The organism is Neptunomonas sp. (assembly GCF_016744175.1).
Taxonomy (GTDB): domain Bacteria; phylum Pseudomonadota; class Gammaproteobacteria; order Pseudomonadales; family Balneatricaceae; genus Neptunomonas.
Map to the genome: position 1 here is coordinate 38,292 of NZ_JADGEV010000017.1, position 14,339 is coordinate 52,630.

Below are 14,339 nucleotides of genomic sequence, written 5' to 3' on the forward strand. Positions count from 1 at the left end.
CCTTTGCTTAATGTACGCGATAGAAAGTTCTGCGTTATACTGAATTGGTATTAAATGACTGGAAGTAGAGGCCGAATTGTCAAACAAGCAAAAAATAACGTTTCTTAAAACCGACTCACAAGAGTTAAAGAGTCAACGTAATCTAATGAAACCGTTATTGTTAGCGGTAGGTATTTTGGTGTGCCTTTTTGTAACGGCTATTGCACTTCAGCTAGCCTTGGTCTCTCCCCAATCTTTGTTATGGGTTTTTTGGGGAATGGTCTTTGCATCTGGTGTGCTAGTTTATGTGTTGGTCGAGCTCCTAAAAAAATATAGAGCACTACAGGTGCGCATTGATCTAATTAGCACGGGCAAGGACCTCGTGACGGGCTTACCTGACCCTCACGAGTTTGAAGTGCGAGTCGATGTTGAATGCCGTCGATGTGTTAGAGAATTTACCCCTCTAACACTCATGTACGTAGGGTTTGATGTTGAGGATATTGAAGAACAAGACGCCATTAAAGTGGCACAAAATCTCATTCATGTCGTTTGCCGCCCTGGCGATATGGTGGCTAAAGTCGATGCAACAACCTTTGGACTGATATTACCTTCCACTAATGAACTTGTATTGCAATTGGCTGACCGGTGCTTGAAGGGAGTAAAGCAGTTAGGACTTAAGCCTCCAGTGAGTATTGGCTTATGTACGTTTCAACCAAGATCTGATTTGGAAAGTACAGCTGCCATGGCTAATGTTCAGCAGTTATTGATTAATGCGAAGACTCGTGGGGGAGATCAAGTGTGTGCTGATGCAGAGCCTCTTGCGAATCCTTCAGTGACATATTCTTATTGATCGTATATGTCAGACCCCACATTACATAGCCCTCAAAGCCTTCTCTGTCGCTTAGAGAGAGAGGCAAAACAAGGGTATATTCGACACTCCTGTTGGTTAACAGGTTCTCCTGAGTGGACTGCTGAGCAAGTGCTCACATACCTCCATCGTAATGACCATCTAAACAGCGTTGTTATTTCGTCCCGTGAATGGGAAGGGCAAACCACCTGTGATATTCATCAAGCCCACCGTTTACTGGGTCAGGAAGTAGATTTGTTGGTCTACGATGGATTTAGTGGTATTAATCCTGATGCACTTGGCCAAGTTTCAGGGTTACTAAAAGGAGGTGGTCTTTTTATTTTTTTGAGCCATCATCCTGAATCCCCAGATTTCTATAATGACCCCGAAAAGCAACGATTACGAGTAGAGCCGTATGCAAGTGTAGATGTTGCTGATCATTTTCTTAATCATTTGAAACGCTGCTTTACTGAAGAGGCATCTCTATCTCACTTTGACCAGATACAGGGGATGTTATCACTTTCACCTTTCTCAATACCTCGTGCTTCTGAAGAATTAATGCTTTTTGATCAACGACGCGTTGTCGATCAAATTACTCAGTGCTTTGAGCTACCTGGAAAGCGCAATTGCGTGCTAACAGCTGCGAGGGGGAGGGGTAAATCTTCTGCATTAGGGATATTAGCCCGTCAATATCTAAGCCAAGGTCGAAATGTTGTAGTGACAGCACCGAGTATTGATGCAGTTGAAAGCGTATTTAAACAAGCATCGATTTCTCCAGAGGCTCTGCGGGAGCGCTATCGGGTTGATAGTGCTAATCAGGCCTCTTTAGTATTCAAGCCGCCAATAGATGTACTTTGTGATGGGTCTGATGCAGATATTTTGTTGGTAGATGAGGCCGCAGGAATCCCTGTGCAACTATTGACGGGTTTTCTTGAGCAGTTCACCAAAATAGTTTTTGCGACGACCACTCAAGGGTATGAAGGAACGGGACAAGGGTTTGCGCTACGCTTTTTTCCAGTCCTTAAGCGTTGCTCTGAAACACTACAGAGTTTTACCTTAGAAAAGCCTATCCGCTGGTCAGATCATGATCCATTAGAACCCTTTATCAATAAGCTATTGTTGCTAGACTCATGTGCACGTTTTGATCTGCCTACGAGGCAAGAAGTACAAGGTACAATTCATTCTATCGATACCGTTCAGTACAGGCGTATTGATGGGCAGAGGTTGGTAGATGACCCTGATCAACTAAGGTCCTTGTTTGGTTTAATGATTAATGCTCATTATCGAACTACGCCTGGTGACTTACGTATTATGTTAGATAGCCCTAATTTGCAGGTGTGGGTTGCCGAACTGGCCGGTGATATTATCGGGGCATGTCTTGTCGCAGAAGAAGGGGGGCTTGATGATACGCTTGTACAGCACATTTGGGAGGGAAGGCGGCGACCACGAGGGCATTTGATACCTCAGTTACTGATCGCTCAAGAGGGGTATTTAGATGCTGCTGACTTCACTATGTTACGTGTGGTTCGAATTGCAGTAAAAGATGAATATCGTCGTCTTGGTGTTGCTTCAGCTCTGCTAGCGGTTATTCAGAAGGCAGGCGAAAATAGCTCATACCACCTGATAGGCGCTTCATTTGCTGTTACTCCTACGCTATTAGATTTTTGGCAAGCTGAAGGGTATCAGGTAGTAAGAATTGGAACACAGCGTGATCCTGTTAGTGGCTCCTATGCAACGCTCGTTATTAAAGGGCTATCTACCTCCGCGAATTTAGCGCTATGTGTGTGGGAAAGTCAGTTTCAAAAACGATTTATATATCTGCAAAAAGAGTGGCTTCAGGATTTTGATAAAACTCTTTTAGCACGTGTGCAACGTCCCGTTTCAGTCTTAGATCTGCGGCCTGAGAGTGAGGAGTGGAAAGACTTATCTGGCTTTGCGTTTCACTATCGATCTTATGAAAGCAGTGCTTCTATTTTTGCTAGGCTGGCTGAAAAGTATCGACTTCTTTGGGATGTAGGTTCTACAGATACACAGATAAAGAAATTAATTGAAGGGCGTGTTATTCAGCAAAAAAATGAGTTGTTAATGATACAGTCTGGCGATCTTCAAAACCGGAAAGCACTTTTGAAATCCCTTCGTATGGCGGCGTCTTTTCTTTTTCAACAAGCGAAGCTGGCGGGTAAGATTAAGTAGCTGATTCTATTTTTTTTAATATAAATATTTCACCTGAAACAGGGTGGTTTTTCTCTAAACGTAAGTGGCATGTCGTTGAATGAAGTAATGAAAAGCTATTCTTAGTCATGAGTGAGCAAATATACTCTGTGCTGTGTTGATAGCGTCCTGACTGCTCAATTTGCCAAGAGGTTTTGCAAGACTCCGTACTAAACGCAAACAGACCATCTTTCTTTAGAGCGTGGCTGACGCGGTTAAAAAGTATATCAAGTTCGCCTAAATAAATTAATACATCGGCTGCCATGATGAGATCTGTGCCCTTAGCCTCTTGAAGGCTAGTTACAATGTCATCATGGATAAGGTGATGATAGAGCTTGGTGTGCATTGCTTGTTCAAGCATCGCTTCAGATACATCTACGCCAGTGAGTGTGGCTATTAATGCTTTAGCTGATAATGCTCTTCCAAGAAGCCCTGTTCCGCAACCAAGGTCAATAGCCGAGATAGCGGTGCTGGGTAAAAAAAGGTGCAAACTCTCTATAAGCTGCTCAGGTAAAGTGTACTGGAGTTGGTTTACAAGGCGATTGTCAAATTTATCAGCACAGCTGTTAAATAAAGACTCCACGTACTCACGCGGGGCTTGGGCCGAAGAGATACCCTGTAACGCATTAAGCTGATGATTGAGAATAGGGTTGTTAGGTAGCCTACTTTTTACGAGTAAGTAGAGCTTTTGTGCGATATCTGGATGGTTTTGTTCTAGAGCATAATCTCCAAGATTAATCATGGCGCTATCAGAAAGAGATAACGCAGATAGCTGTTTCTCTACATTTTCTAAATGGTTATTGAGGCTGCTTAATAAAGCCCATTCATTTAGCCATTCTTGGTCGTGGTATTCTGGGTGGCTTTCTAATAGCGCTAATGCTGTGGTGGGATCATTAAGGTGTCTTTTAGCGACCGCTAAACTAATAATGGCGTCTAGGATATTAGGGGAGTAGGTCAGCGCTGTTGTTAGGTCTTCATGCATTTCAGACCAGCGAGACAGTTGTTCAAATATGTTAGCCCGGTTACAGTAGAAAAGAGGCTGTTTTCTAAGTGATATAGCTTGGCTGATATATTCTAAGGCTTCTGGAAATCGTTGCTGATAGTTTAAAGAAAGCGACAAATTGCTGAGTGCTTGAGCTTTATCATTGTGACTTTGTGCACTTTTTTGAGCGATTTGTAAGAGCTTTTCTGCAATGACGAGCTCACCCGTATTTAGCGCAATCACACCTGATAGTAAATTTGCTTGATAATGCAGAGGTGCACGAGCAATAATTCTTTTACAGATGTGCTGTGCTGATTTGTATTTGCCTTGATTGAGTAAAGCCATCGCTTTGCTGATAGTTTGTTCAGACTGTTTCATCGCACATTATCAAAAGTGAATTTGGGATGCATTTTGTACTCAAAATTAATGGATAGCAACGATACAACTTATGATGTCTTTTCAACCCCAGCAGCTTAAAAAGCTAGCAACAATGAAAATGCCCTTTGGGAAATATGCGGGTCGAATCTTAGTCGACCTTCCAGAACCCTATATCTGCTGGTTCGAAAAGAAAGGGTTTCCCTCTGGAGAAATAGGCGATCTACTTCGTACGTTATATGAGATTAAACTTAATGGGTTGGAATACCTGCTACAGCCCTTAAAAGAGCAGTCGCAAAATTCTGGTAAGTATTACCCAAAGAGAAAATCATGACGCCTGCAGTTAACGTGCTTAATAAGGCAAAGTATTCTTATAAGTTACATGAGTATCAACATAACCCTGGGAGTGCGTCGTATGGTGAGGAAGCCGCAGACCTACTTGTACAAAACCCAGCGCAAGTATTCAAAACTTTACTCGTGGCAATAGAAGGAAATCAGAAAAAGTTGGCGGTGGCTGTGGTTCCAGTGAGTGGGTTGCTTAACTTAAAAGCAATGGCATCCGCACTAAGTGTAAAAAAGGTTGTTATGGCTGAGCCTGAAGCTGCTGAGCGAACGACAGGGTACATCGTAGGGGGTATTAGCCCACTAGGGCAAAAAAAAGCACTGCCCACTGTTATTGATGAGTCGGCAGTAGATTATGGCGCTATCTTCATAAGTGCGGGGAAAAGGGGCTTAGAAATTGAGATGTCCGCAGACGACCTCGTAAGATTAACTTCTGCAAAGCTTGCCGGTATTGGTCGGAAAGACTCTTAACTAGCTTTACGAGCCTTCACCGAATCATTGTGAGCTGCAGATGGCTTATACTCTGCGGCTTCAATACAGTGTCTACTAAGCAACTTATAAAAGTCTGTTCTATTCCTTTGTGCAATACGTGCGGCGTGTGTGACATTACCTTCCGTTACTTGCATGAGCTTAATCAGGTAGCGTTTCTCAAAGTCAGCTCGAGCTTCATTAAATGACGGTATGACTAAGTCTTGGTTAGACAGTGCGTTTGCAACGAGCCCTTCGGATATCACTGGACTAGCACTTAACGCAACGACTTTCTCCATGACATTTTGAAGTTGTCGAACATTACCAGGCCACGCTGCCTGAGCTAATAAATGTAATGCGCCAGGTGAAATATTGCGTACTTTTCGGTTATGTTGCTGCGTTGCTTTTGCTAAAAAATGCCTTGCTAAAACGGGAATGTCTTCCGGACGATCTCGCAAGGGGGGTAATTCAATATTAACTACATTCAAGCGATAGTAGAGGTCTTCTCTAAAATCTTCGCTTTGCATGGCTTGGTCAATATTTCGGTGTGTTGCTGATATAATGCGGACATCTATATCAATGTTGTCGACAGACCCTACTGGGCGAATAACCCTTTCTTGTAGCACTCGCAATAGTTTAACCTGGAGTGGTTGAGGCATTTCTCCAATTTCATCCAGAAACAGAGTTCCTCCGTGAGCTGCTTGAAAAAGCCCTATGTGGTTTGAAATCGCGCCGGTAAAAGATCCTTTGGCATGACCAAACAACTCTGACTCAAGTAACTGTTCTGGCAAAGCACCGCAGTTTATCGCAATGAAATTTTCATTCGCTCGTTTACTCGCCTGGTGGATAGAGCGTGCCATTAATTCTTTACCGCTACCGCTGGGCCCTGTAATGAGAACACTAACATCAGATTCTGCAACACGGTGAGCCTGATCCAAGAGATGTAACATCACGGGGCTTTTGGTAATAATCTCGTCACGCCATTTAGTGTTTCGTCGGCGCTCAGCAGAAACAAGTGCTGCTTTTACAGTATCAAGAAGCTGGACTTTATCAATTGGCTTAGTTAAGAAGCCAAAGACACCTTGTTGAGTTGCAGTTACCGCTTCAGGAATTGAACCATGAGCGGTAATAATAATGACGGGTAAGCCAGGCCAATTTTGCTGTACATGCTTAAAAAGGGTGAGACCATCCATCTCATCCATACATAGATCAGTTAATACTAAGTCAACGCGTTCAGAAGGTAATAGACGCAATGCTTCTTCGCCACTTGAAGCAGTAAGCACTTGGTATCCGGATGCTTCCAGGCGCATGGTTAGCAGTGATAGCACGCCATTATCGTCGTCGACTAGAAGAATTCGTGAAAGTTGCGTCATGGTTTAAGGTTCCTCACGTTGACGGGTTATTGCATGTTCAATCTGAGTGAGAGCATCAATTTGCTGCTGTTGCTTTTCAATGGTTAGTTTTGCAGTGTTTAGCCGAGCAGAAATAGCGCTTTTGTCCTCGATCGCGGCTAAGTTTGCCTGAGCATGCCTGAACCTTAGATAAAGATAGCGATCTGCCGTGCAAGATTTATTAGGCAACAAGGGTAATTGGTTGAACAAAGGGAGTGACTTTTCTAGAGCCGTTTTGTTGTTTCTTTCGTTACTGAGTATGTTCGCTAAGCGCTCAGGGGATGCTTTAACCGATAATAAAATCTGTTTGCGTTGTGCTGCGTTAGACATCATGTACTGATGCTCATCTTCTAAAAATATGCTTAAAGCTTCTTCAGTTAAAAAGCAGTTTGGCAGTGGTTTTTCAGTCAGAGGCACCATTTTAGGCAATGGCTGGCAGCCGATCAAAAAAAAGAACGGTAATAATAAAATTGATAAAAAATACTTTGTCATATAGATAGCTTGTTCAAATCGATTATAAAATTATTTGGGCTCTAAGGGCACAGTCAGGCGAAAGACTATTTGGCTCTCTTTGTTTGTCTGAAGTATAAGCTTACCATGCATTGCTTTACTCGCCTCCATTGCAATACTTAAACCGATGCCAGAGCCTTTTAAGGGCCCACTACGCTTCTTTTTACCTTGATAAAAAGGTTCGAAAATCTTTTTGGCATCTTCTGGCGGGATTGCAGGACCATTATTCTCAATATCAATGATCAACTGGTTCTCAGATATAGACGCTTCAATTGTGACACGTCCATTCTTATCGGTATAGTAAATGGCGTTCGACGCTAGATTACCAAGCACACGATGAAGCATGTCTGGGTCTAACTGGACAATAAGTGAAGTTTTCGGAAGAGCCAGCTTTATCGATTTTTCAGAAATCAATAATTGCCATGGTGTGACGGCCCCCATTATAGCTTTATAGATATCTACTTTTTGTGTTTGTAAAAGGTGAGGCTGCTGAAGTTTGTTGTAATCAAGTAGTTGCTCAATCAATTTTTGAAGATTAATACTGCTGCTTTGCAGTAGCGATACAACATGATGTTGTTGGTCATTCAGTACTCCAGGGACTTCTTCAGCAAGTAAATCAGCCCCTTCACGCAATGTTGTTAAGGGGGTCTTGAGTTCATGAGAAATATGCTGAATAAATTTACCCTTTAGCTGTTCGAGTTGGAGTAAATGTTGGTCTAGCCAAACAATTTGGTTATTGAGTTGAACGATCTCTCTTGGCCCACGTATAGGCGTTTTGGGCAGGTTCTCTCTACGCCCTATTGCTTCTATTCGGCTACTGAGTTCTGTTATTGGTCGCGTTATTAGGGTAGAAAAGAAAAGCATTAGTGCTAATGTCGTCAGTGCAAGCAGAGCCGTTTGCCACCATAGGTCTTGGCGGGTTACATGGGCTTGTTCCTGAAGGCTAGCCAGTTCAATTGCCATTTTTTTAAAGCTTTCCTCAGCGAGGTCTCTTGTTAGTTGAGGCAATGAGTTAATCGTCTCACTGAAGGGGTCTTCTTGCAGATCGTTAAATAAATCTTGGAATTTTTGCTTTTTATGGTTTTGTTCAGTAATGAACATCTGTATCGATAAATGGTTATTAAAGCTCTCCACCTGCTCTGCTAGGCGTTCTTGTATTGTGGGTACTTTGAGAATACGGAATTGCGTTGATGAGCGAACGATATCTTCCGCTAGGCGTTCCAGAGAGTTATTCTGTTGGCTAAGTTCAAGCGATATTTGAGTCTGTTTATAACTTTGTTGTAACTGATTTTCTAATACAATGTTGCTTTTATAAAGCATGAAACCGATAGGAACATTGATTAAAAAGAAGGCAATAAACACCAGTTGTTTTAATGAGCGTGGCTGCCAAGCTCTTGGTGAGGGGGTCATATTGCCTCGATCTCTTTAATGATGATTTGTTGATTATCCTTAATTATGAGTGATAGGTTAAGTCAGATGTAAATAATTGCACTTTTTTGGTAATGACCCTCTTACTTAAATGCATTGAAGAGAAGCAAAAGTGAGCAGTATTTTGAGTTGACTATTGTCCACATTCTTAGGCAGTGTTAGCTCATTGAGGCTTAAGAAACCATTGTTGTTCACATCGATTTGAAGAAAACGATCAGATATTTCACTATCCGCCATCGCTTCTAGATAGTTGAGTCGGCCATCTTTATTACTATCGAGGTTTTCCATTAGCACGACTGGATTTAAATGCTCCAAAGCGCTGATATGCTTAGACTGCATGGGTTCTGCAAAAAGGTGTGTTGTTGTGATAATTGAGAGAATAACAATGAATAAGCGCATGGGGTGCCCTTCGAAAAAAAATGATATATCAGATAAAGCAAATCTTAGGCCGAGTTTTATAAAATCACTATTTTTCAATATGTTATAAGTTTTTTTGATAGAGAGTAGGGCAATTGGCAATACGTTATTGAAGAAAGTGTCTCTTTTTGGAGTCCATGGGGGAGGAGTTGATAAAAAACTTAACTATAACAGTGGCTTATAGTGTCTCTTAATAAGGACGGTTTTGTTCGATGTCTGTATATATTAGTTTCTAACTCTTTCAAGTGAGGATAGTAAATGAACAACGATTCCAGAGTAGATAGCCGGATCTGGCCGTGTAGTGCTCATTACACGTAGTCCCCATATTCCTGTCATTAGCATTTTAGCCAGACTATTACAGTCAGTTTCAGGTTTTATTTCACCGTTTAATCGAGCGTTCTCAAGCGCAACGTAAAAATGGTGTTCAATTCGGTTTAGGTATTCTGTCACCTTGATTCGAATATCATCATCTTCTGTGGCAAGTTCTAATAGGGTATTAATCATTAAACAGCCTTTACCAAGCTCATCATTTTCTAATTCTTTGCACATGCAAGAAAAGAAATGAGCGATAGCGTCAATGGCTGAATCAGATTGTTCCATACATTCGCTAATGCGTGTTAAGCTGCGATTCGCATAATTATCGATAACCTCAAGAAATAATCCTCGTTTACTATTAAATGCTCCATATAAGGATCCGGGTTTTAGGTTTGTTGCATGCACAAGATCAGTAACGGACGTGGCGATGTATCCCGTGCGCCAAAAAATTTCCATGGCTTTATTGAGCACTTCGCTTCTATCAAACTCTGCTGGTCTTGCCATTAATCATGGTTCCTGAGTCATCAGTTAATTAAGCAATAATATTGCTAACTACTTATTTATGGTACAGAGAAAGGAATTCGTCAACTATGAGGAGAATAAAAAAGTGTTTGGTATTGCTGGTCTTCGTTCCAGTTTTTTTATCAGGTTGTGTGGATTCTCTAGGATTAAAACAAAAAAATTCTAATGTTGAATTTGTCAGAGGTATTGTAAGTAAGGACGATAGTCAATTTACTATAACACCTTGTTATAGTCAGGAACGCCGCCGCTTAGATGACCCTAGAGGACTGTTGAAAAAGCACTTCTCCGGTTATACCGGCAGTACTGGGCTGCCTACCTATATGGAAGTGAAAGCTGAACAAGGGGTTGATTTAGTCTGGCGTATTGATGATGTAATGGTTGCTGGTGGTGGTAGTAAAATGTGCCATGTTAATTTATCCAATATACGTTTTCGTGCGCAGGGGGGGAATCCTCCGTGGTTAGCAGATGTTTTACCGGGCAGCGTCCGTGTTCAGTCGTATGAAACATTACGCACATTAAATTTTCCCATTGATAGTTTTGATGGCACTCAAGGCGTATGGGAAAGTTCACTTAAAGGCGTCAAAGGACAGTCTTATTCACTTCGCTTAGAAATTCGTGACCAGCCTTGTACGGATGCCCTTAATATTTGGTATCGTTGGAGTACTAGTATGGATCTAAGCGGGAATACATTCCAAGGGTGCGCGCGTCAAGGCGATTTAACTAACCGAGCCTTGTTAGGGCGCTACAGTAACCTTTTAACAGACAATGAGGCTTTTGTTGTGCTGGATATATTGCCAGAAAATATGGTGTCTATGCTGCTGGATTACCGAAACGGCCAAGCTTTGATTGTTATGCAAGGGACGTGGCAATGGAAAAGTAATGATAAGTTAATTATCCATTTTACTCAGCAGGATGGGCGCAAGCAGGAGTCAGTTCTGTTGCTAAGAAGAGCCTATTCAGGTGAATTCGTGCAAGAAGGTTTCTCCTCTGAATTCGGGCGGGCAGGAATTTCTCTTAAGCGCTCAGAGTGACTATTTGTTTAATAGTAATGCTCTTGCTTCGTTAATCTGAGCAGCAAGGTAATCACTTCCCCCTTGGTCTGGATGAAGCCTCTGCATTAACTTTCTATGTGCCAAAATGATATCTTCCGAGCTACACCCCTCTTTCAATCCCAAGATGTCGAGAGCTTCTTGGCGGCTCATCAGAGAGCCTTTTTGTGTTGTTTTACTTTTTTGAAAGTTAGATTTTTTGAAGAAGCGTTGTAAAAAAGGTAAGGCTCTGAAGATAAAATTGTATTTTTTGAAAAGAAGAAAAAAGCTGGCCAGTAATGCACCTATCCAATGAAGGCGACCTGTGATTGTTAAAATAACAATGATAGCTATTAACAATAAAATCAATAGTTTAAAAAGAGCAAATCTGCGACGGTGTGCGGGTAAAGATTTCATCCAGAATATTCCGGCAATCAAGATAGTTCCTAAAATGATTATTATTACAGGGCTCATCGTCTACTCAGATTTTTTAATAGATGCTACAGAGTATAGGGCAGAAGGCTTTTAGGGAAGTTTGTTACCTACATACCGTTGGTGTTTTTTCTCTTTAATAAAATGGGTATCGACCATTACAAGACCATCGACGCAATAATTAAAATTAGCATCAATACCGAAATCCATAAAGCGAACACCACCGGTAGTGCAAAGCTCACTGTACTGTTTATAAAGAGTGGGGACTGATACACCTAAATAATTTAGCTGCTCTTTGAGTATTTTAAAATCAGTTTGGTAGTCGTCACCAATAAATACAGTAAGCACGCTTTCTTTGCTTGATAACTCATATGGCGTGTGTGCCTTTGCTAATCGATTATTATCAGCAAAATAATGTTGATAAAACCATACCAACATATCTTTAGCAGGTTTGGGGTAGCGGTTGCTAAGACTTACGGGACCAAACAGATAACGGACATTAGGGTGCTTTTTCAAATATGCACCAATACCATACCATAGATAATCTAAGCTTCGTCTTCCCCAGTAGCGCGGTTGAACAAAGCTACGTCCCAATTCTATTCCTTGCTCAAAATAGGGATGCATTGCTTCACCGTACTGAAATAAGGTTTCGCTATAGAGGGGGCTATTAGAGTCGTGAATGAGCTTATGCGCTTCAGCTAGGCGATAGGCACCGGCGATTTCAAGATCGTCCTCATCCCATAGAATTATGTGTCGATAGTAGTGATCATATTTATCTAAATCTTTATTCTTTCCGGTGCCTTCTCCAACACATCGAAATGATATTTCTCGTAATCTTCCTATTTCTTGCATAACTGCTGAATCAGGGCAGTGGTCAAATAGATATATTTTTTTACCGTCGACGGTCTCCCCCAGTAGCTCTGATGCTTTAAGTTCTTGTTTTAGGAGACGTCTATCTTGTGGATGTACAATGGTTTTTTCTGTGTTAAATAAAGGGCTCTTACGCTTTGCAATACGATATAAATGCTTGCGTACAAGTTTGGATTTTTCGGTTGTCGATATAGGAACCGCATCTATATGGCTATAGGGTATTGCTTGGCCTATACGAATAGGAATAATGGTAGATTGCTTATTGAACATCTCTCTGGCCAAAAGCAAGGAAGATAATGATTTATGGATATAAGATACGCCGTAAAAGAGAGGAGAGTTTTTTCCGCCTAAATAAACCGGTAAAACGGGTGCATTTGCTTTTCGTGCAAAACGAAGAAAACCGCTATTCCACTTTCCATCTTTGATGCCTGTCATACCTGCTCTAGAAACTTCCCCCGCAGGAAATACAATAACGGCCTCCTCGTTTTGCAGTGAATGTATAATGCGCTCGATATCTTTCTTTTTCGTACCGTTACCCAAATTATCAACGGGTAAAAATAGAGAGCTGAGCTGTTCGAAATGACTTAAAACATCATTAGCAACAATCCTAACATCGCGACGAACTTCACCAATAAGTTTGAGAAGCGCTAAGCCATCTAGAGCTCCTAAAGGATGATTAGCAATAATGACGACTCGACCAGATGAAGGAATATTCATGCGGTCAACATGGCTAAGGCTGTAGCTGAAATCGAAATAGTCCAACACTTTATCAACAAACTCAAAACCTCTGGCTTCAGTATTTTTTGTTAAAAAAGAATTGATTTCGTCTTCATGTATTAAGCGACGTAGGCAATAAATTGCAGAACGGCGAAGTGTTGCGGGTTTCGCAGAAAAGGCAGGGTATTTCTGTACCAATGCCTGTTCAATATTAATCATGTTTTTTCCCTGTAGCAGAATTTATATCAGAAATAATATGGCAGTTATATGGCAGTTATTTGACGAGGGCATGACAAAATTGTGATGGATTCTGGAGGCATTGCTAGTGGTTAGTAAGTAGTGGGACGTATCTGATATTTTAGTTATACTGTATATGTATACAGCTTAAGTAAAGAATGTATGAGAAAAATTATTCATTGTGATTGTGATTGCTTTTTTGCCGCGGTAGAGATGCGCGACAACCCGGAATATGCTGACATTCCATTAGCCATTGGCGGGCGCTCAGATAGAAGGGGGGTTATATCCACCTGTAACTATCCGGCCCGTGTATTTGGTATTCGTTCTGCTATGGCTACTGCACATGCATTAAAGCTATGCCCTTCATTAACAGTTATTCCGGGCGAGATGGAAAAATATCAACATGTTTCAGCCCAAATCATGGCTATTTATCGTGACGTATCTGATTTCATTGAGCCGCTGTCGCTAGATGAAGCATATTTGGATGTGACCGATAACGAGCAGTTTCAAGGAAGTGCTACTCGCATAGCACAAATGTTGCGTGAAAGGGTTTTCAATGAAACAGGTATTATTATTTCAGCAGGCGTAGCACCTAATAAATTTTTAGCGAAAATAGCGAGTGATTGGAATAAACCAAACGGATTATTTGTTATTACTCCTGAGCAGGTCGAAGGTTTTGTTCATTCTTTACCCGTAGAAAAGTTGTTTGGTGTAGGCAAAAAAACAGCTGAAAAATTGCAACTATTACATGTGTACACATGCGGGGACTTGAAAAAACTCTCGGCCATAGATTTAACAGAAAAATTTGGACGCTTTGGGCAACGGCTTTATGAATTAAGTCGTGGTATCGATGAGCGCGAAGTCATCACGCATAGAGTAAGAAAATCTATTAGTGTTGAGCACACTTTTGCAAGTGATCTCATTACTGTGGATGAATGTCTCTCTCATATACCTGCATTATATGGGGAGTTGATGCAGCGTTTTAATAAGCTTAAACAGTCACGATCGATCCATGGTTCGTTCGTAAAGCTAAAATTTAATGATTTTAGTCAAACAACCATCGAACAGCGATCTTTAGTACATAATGAAGAACTATGGTCGGCTCTTATGGTACAGGGCTACCATAGAGCAAGTAAGCCTGTAAGGTTACTTGGAATCGGATTTCGTTTGAAGGATAAAGAAGAGATATCGTTAAAACAATTAACTTTTTGGTCTTAGACGTTTAATGCGTTACGTTGCGCACTGTGAGCGTTCAGAAATGGGAGAGG

General features: G+C 41.4%; 14 protein-coding genes. 6 read left to right on the top strand and 8 right to left on the bottom strand.

Features of this window, described 5'->3' with window-relative positions; all coding sequences use genetic code 11:
• Positions 1-76 precede the first annotated feature (76 nt).
• Complete coding sequence (locus QZZ55_RS09880) at positions 77-829, top strand: GGDEF domain-containing protein (protein ID WP_293267158.1); 753 nt, start codon at positions 77-79, stop codon at positions 827-829.
• 6 nt (positions 830-835) lie between these two features.
• Positions 836-3,019: a GNAT family N-acetyltransferase gene (locus QZZ55_RS09885; RefSeq protein WP_293267159.1), complete on the top strand. Its 2,184-nt coding sequence runs from the start codon at positions 836-838 to the stop codon at positions 3,017-3,019.
• Here QZZ55_RS09885 and QZZ55_RS09890 read toward each other — a convergent pair.
• The gene (locus QZZ55_RS09890; RefSeq protein ID WP_293267160.1) at positions 3,012-4,397 is read right to left on the bottom strand and encodes a tetratricopeptide repeat protein; all 1,386 of its coding nucleotides are present in this window, start codon (positions 4,395-4,397) and stop codon (positions 3,012-3,014) included. The two genes, QZZ55_RS09885 and QZZ55_RS09890, sit on opposite strands and share 8 nt — an antisense overlap.
• 70 nt (positions 4,398-4,467) lie before the next feature.
• On the opposite strand from QZZ55_RS09890, the gene QZZ55_RS09895 reads away from it, so the two are divergent.
• Entirely contained in the window at positions 4,468-4,728 is a 261-nt protein-coding gene (locus tag QZZ55_RS09895; protein ID WP_366512305.1) for a DUF3820 family protein, read from the top strand.
• A complete protein-coding gene (gene ybaK, locus QZZ55_RS09900) occupies positions 4,725-5,207 on the top strand; it encodes a Cys-tRNA(Pro) deacylase (protein WP_293267161.1) in 483 nt (160 codons plus the stop codon). The genes QZZ55_RS09895 and ybaK overlap by 4 nt, the downstream gene beginning before the upstream one ends.
• Here the strand turns inward: ybaK and QZZ55_RS09905 are convergent.
• The 5 genes from QZZ55_RS09905 to QZZ55_RS09925 form a co-directional block, all read right to left on the bottom strand.
• Positions 5,204-6,577 (bottom strand): sigma 54-interacting transcriptional regulator, encoded by a 1,374-nt coding sequence (locus tag QZZ55_RS09905; protein WP_293267162.1) that lies wholly within the window; start codon positions 6,575-6,577, stop codon positions 5,204-5,206. The genes ybaK and QZZ55_RS09905 overlap by 4 nt on opposite strands.
• A gap of 3 nt (positions 6,578-6,580) precedes the next feature.
• Entirely contained in the window at positions 6,581-7,087 is a 507-nt protein-coding gene (locus QZZ55_RS09910) for a hypothetical protein (protein ID WP_293267163.1), read from the bottom strand.
• A 30-nt stretch (positions 7,088-7,117) separates the two neighbouring features.
• A complete protein-coding gene (locus QZZ55_RS09915; RefSeq protein WP_293267164.1) occupies positions 7,118-8,515 on the bottom strand; it encodes an ATP-binding protein in 1,398 nt (465 codons plus the stop codon).
• A 105-nt stretch (positions 8,516-8,620) separates the two neighbouring features.
• Entirely contained in the window at positions 8,621-8,932 is a 312-nt protein-coding gene (locus QZZ55_RS09920) for a hypothetical protein (protein WP_293267165.1), read from the bottom strand.
• A gap of 243 nt (positions 8,933-9,175) precedes the next feature.
• Positions 9,176-9,769, bottom strand: a complete 594-nt coding sequence (locus QZZ55_RS09925) for a TetR/AcrR family transcriptional regulator (protein WP_293267166.1) — start codon at positions 9,767-9,769, stop codon at positions 9,176-9,178.
• 86 nt (positions 9,770-9,855) lie between these two features.
• Between QZZ55_RS09925 and QZZ55_RS09930 the strand changes: the two genes are divergently transcribed.
• On the top strand, positions 9,856-10,818 hold the full coding sequence (locus QZZ55_RS09930; RefSeq protein WP_293267167.1) for a hypothetical protein: 963 nt from the start codon (positions 9,856-9,858) through the stop codon (positions 10,816-10,818).
• On the opposite strand, the gene QZZ55_RS09935 is transcribed toward QZZ55_RS09930, so the two are convergent.
• Positions 10,819-11,289 carry a hypothetical protein gene (locus QZZ55_RS09935; protein ID WP_293267168.1) on the bottom strand — a complete coding sequence of 157 codons (471 nt, stop codon included), beginning with the start codon at positions 11,287-11,289 and terminating at the stop codon, positions 10,819-10,821.
• 51 nt (positions 11,290-11,340) lie between these two features.
• Positions 11,341-13,053, bottom strand: coding sequence for a lysophospholipid acyltransferase family protein (locus tag QZZ55_RS09940; protein WP_293267169.1), 1,713 nt, complete (start codon positions 13,051-13,053; stop codon positions 11,341-11,343).
• Between the two features lie 180 nt (positions 13,054-13,233).
• On the opposite strand from QZZ55_RS09940, the gene dinB reads away from it, so the two are divergent.
• Positions 13,234-14,289 (top strand): DNA polymerase IV, encoded by a 1,056-nt coding sequence (dinB, locus tag QZZ55_RS09945; RefSeq protein WP_293267170.1) that lies wholly within the window; start codon positions 13,234-13,236, stop codon positions 14,287-14,289.
• Positions 14,290-14,339 lie beyond the last annotated feature (50 nt).

Coding starts and splice junctions, on each gene's coding strand:
- QZZ55_RS09885 (WP_293267159.1), top strand. CDS start 836: ATGTCAGACCCCACATTACATAGCCCTCAAAGCCTTCTCTGTCGCTTA.
- QZZ55_RS09890 (WP_293267160.1), bottom strand. CDS start 4,397: ATGAAACAGTCTGAACAAACTATCAGCAAAGCGATGGCTTTACTCAAT.
- QZZ55_RS09895 (WP_366512305.1), top strand. CDS start 4,468: ATGATGTCTTTTCAACCCCAGCAGCTTAAAAAGCTAGCAACAATGAAA.
- ybaK (WP_293267161.1), top strand. CDS start 4,725: ATGACGCCTGCAGTTAACGTGCTTAATAAGGCAAAGTATTCTTATAAG.
- QZZ55_RS09905 (WP_293267162.1), bottom strand. CDS start 6,577: ATGACGCAACTTTCACGAATTCTTCTAGTCGACGACGATAATGGCGTG.
- QZZ55_RS09910 (WP_293267163.1), bottom strand. CDS start 7,087: ATGACAAAGTATTTTTTATCAATTTTATTATTACCGTTCTTTTTTTTG.
- QZZ55_RS09915 (WP_293267164.1), bottom strand. CDS start 8,515: ATGACCCCCTCACCAAGAGCTTGGCAGCCACGCTCATTAAAACAACTG.
- QZZ55_RS09920 (WP_293267165.1), bottom strand. CDS start 8,932: ATGCGCTTATTCATTGTTATTCTCTCAATTATCACAACAACACACCTT.
- QZZ55_RS09925 (WP_293267166.1), bottom strand. CDS start 9,769: ATGGCAAGACCAGCAGAGTTTGATAGAAGCGAAGTGCTCAATAAAGCC.
- QZZ55_RS09930 (WP_293267167.1), top strand. CDS start 9,856: ATGAGGAGAATAAAAAAGTGTTTGGTATTGCTGGTCTTCGTTCCAGTT.
- QZZ55_RS09935 (WP_293267168.1), bottom strand. CDS start 11,289: ATGAGCCCTGTAATAATAATCATTTTAGGAACTATCTTGATTGCCGGA.
- QZZ55_RS09940 (WP_293267169.1), bottom strand. CDS start 13,053: ATGATTAATATTGAACAGGCATTGGTACAGAAATACCCTGCCTTTTCT.
- dinB (WP_293267170.1), top strand. CDS start 13,234: ATGAGAAAAATTATTCATTGTGATTGTGATTGCTTTTTTGCCGCGGTA.